Here is a 2,497-nt window from a genome sequence, read left to right as displayed (position 1 = left end):
GTGTTCAGGGTTCGCGGCGCGTCTCGATGTAGGTGCGGATCGCCCAGATCGCTTCCTGCGACAGCGTCCCTTCAAACGGCGGCATGTAGACGCGGCCGTCGCGCACGCGGCCACGGCGCACGGTGGCCAGGAAGTAGTCGTCCATTTCCTTGAAGCAGGCTTCCTTCTTGGCCGGGTCGCCCAGGCCGGTGCAGTCGCTGTCGAGCTTGCGCAGGTCGGGCGAGATGCCGCCGGAGATCGCTTCCAGACCGTGGCAACGCGCGCAGTTCTGGTTGTAGGCCGAGGTGCCGATGCGCAACGCCTCGCCGCGCGCAGGGCTCTTGTCGTTGTAGGGGTTGGCCTCCAGCCACTTGGCGCCGAGCTGCGGCAGCGTGTGCGTGTCCACGGCCTGCGGCACCACGTCGCCGTGGGCCATCACGGCAGCGGCCACGAAGGCGGTGGCGCTGATCACCAGTGCCCCTTGCAGGGCGCGCTTGGGCAGGCGGAATCGGGGGAAGTTCATGGGGCTTGTCTCCGTTGTTCAGAAGGGGATGTGAAAAGGCTTCTGGACACCGGTCTGCAAAAAGCTTGCCACCGCTGGCCATGGCGCACATCCACCCCGCAAGGCCGCTGAGCCCCTGTGCACTGCTCCAAATTGCATCAGTTGCGCGGCGCGCACTGTCACAGCGGCCGGTACAGCGGCGCACCGTGGGCAAAACCAAGGGTCTTCCCCTATGGCCGGCAATTTGCTACCCCGGTGCTGCCCCGCGGCGGAACAGGCTGTTGCATCCGGGAGGACCGCGGTGTTGATGCCCGCCACAGTTATGAAGACAATTGCATGAGCCACAGAGACAACAATACAGATCCCGAGGTCTTGGTCCATCCGATGCGTGAAGCATCGTGGGCACCGGACTACTGGGTGGGTCTACCCCCGGACCCAGGAGACAACATGAACGCCGCTTTGTACCCCCAAGGCCCTGCGCCCTCGCAAGGGTCTCTGCAACCCGCCACGGGTCTGCCGGCCGATGTGATCGGGCAGTCGCACCAGCGCTCGGCCTCGTTTGGCCTGCGCGAAAGCGACACCCCCGACTTCACCAGCGCGCTGCGCGGCGACCTGCACCACGCGCTGGACGAAAACCGTTTCCTGTTCCAGCACGCCGCCCCGGTGATGGAGACGCTGTATGACCAGATCGCCAACACCCACAGCATGGTGCTGCTGACGTCATCGCGCGGCATGGTGCTGCACTCGCTGGGCGACACCGACTTCCTGGAAAAAGCCTCGCGCGTGGCGCTCACGCCGGGCATGGACTGGTCCGAACAGAGCAAGGGCACCAACGCCATCGGCACCGCCCTGTCCGAACAGGAAGCGCTCACGGTGCACGGCAACCAGCATTACATGAACGCCAACAAGTTCCTGACGTGTTCGGCCGCGCCCATATTCGACCCCTATGGCCAGGTCATCGGCGCGCTGGACGTGACCGGCGACCAGCGCAGCTACCACCAGCACACGCTGGCGCTGGTGCGCATGTCGGCGCAGATGATCGAGAACCACATGTTCGCGGACATCTTTCCCAAGGCCATCCGCATCCACTTCCACACACGCTCGGAGTTCCTGGGCACCCTGGTCGAAGGCATCGCGGTGTTCTCGCCCGAGGGTCGTTTCATCTCGGCCAACCGCAGCGCGCAGTTCCAGATCGGCCTGCCCTTCTCGGCGCTCAAGGCCCATACCTTCTCGTCGCTGTTCGGCATCCCGATCTCGTCGCTGTTCGAACTGTTCAGCGGCACCATGCCGGCCCCGAAACAACTGGTGCTGCACAACGGCGTGACGGTCTGGTGCCGTGCCAAGCTCAAGGGCTCTGCGCCGTGGTCGGCCGGCCGTGCCGACGCGGCGTCCGCCGGCCAGCCCACGGCGTCCATGCCCGTCGTGGTCGACGAGCCCAAGGCTGCGCCACAGCGCAAGCCGCACCTCTCGACCCTGCAGTACCTGGACACCGGTGACGCACAGGTCGCGTCGGTCATCCACAAGCTGCGCATGGTCTCGGGCAAGGACATCCCCGTCATGATCCTGGGCGAGACCGGCACCGGCAAGGACCTGCTGGCCCAGGCCATCCACGGCGACTCACCCCGCGCCGGTCAGCCTTTCGTCTCGGTCAACTGCGCGTCGATTCCTGAAACGCTGATCGAGTCCGAGCTGTTCGGTTACGAAGAAGGCGCGTTCACCGGCGCGCGCAAGAAGGGCTCGATCGGCAAGATCCTGCAGGCCAACGGCGGCACGCTGTTCCTGGACGAGATCGGCGACATGCCCAAGCACCTGCAAGCGCGGCTGCTGCGCGTGCTGCAGGAGCGCAAGGTCAGCCCGCTGGGCGCGGGCAAAGAGGTGGACGTGGACGTCGCAGTGGTCTGCGCCACGCACAAGAACCTCAAGGACATGATCGCGCGCGGCGACTTCCGCGAAGACCTGTACTACCGCCTCAACGGCCTGGTGGTGCGCCTGCCGGCGCTGCGCGAGCGCAGCGAC

General features: G+C 65.9%; 2 protein-coding genes. One reads left to right on the top strand and one right to left on the bottom strand.

The genetic code is table 11. From position 1 onward, the window contains the following. Positions 1–4 precede the first annotated feature (4 nt). Complete coding sequence (pedF, locus tag ACR2JA_RS09975) at positions 5–502, bottom strand: cytochrome c-550 PedF (RefSeq protein ID WP_434008933.1); 498 nt, start codon at positions 500–502, stop codon at positions 5–7. A 426-nt stretch (positions 503–928) separates the two neighbouring features. Here pedF and ACR2JA_RS09970 point away from each other — a divergent pair. Beyond that, positions 929–2,497 (top strand): sigma-54-dependent Fis family transcriptional regulator (locus tag ACR2JA_RS09970; RefSeq protein WP_434008932.1); only part of this gene is annotated, 1,569 nt, incomplete at its 3' end.

This window comes from Hydrogenophaga sp. (assembly GCF_051007235.1).
Lineage (GTDB): Bacteria > Pseudomonadota > Gammaproteobacteria > Burkholderiales > Burkholderiaceae_C > Hydrogenophaga.
The sequence above is the reverse complement of the archived record's forward strand: the minus strand, read 5'-3'. Positions and strand labels throughout refer to the sequence as shown.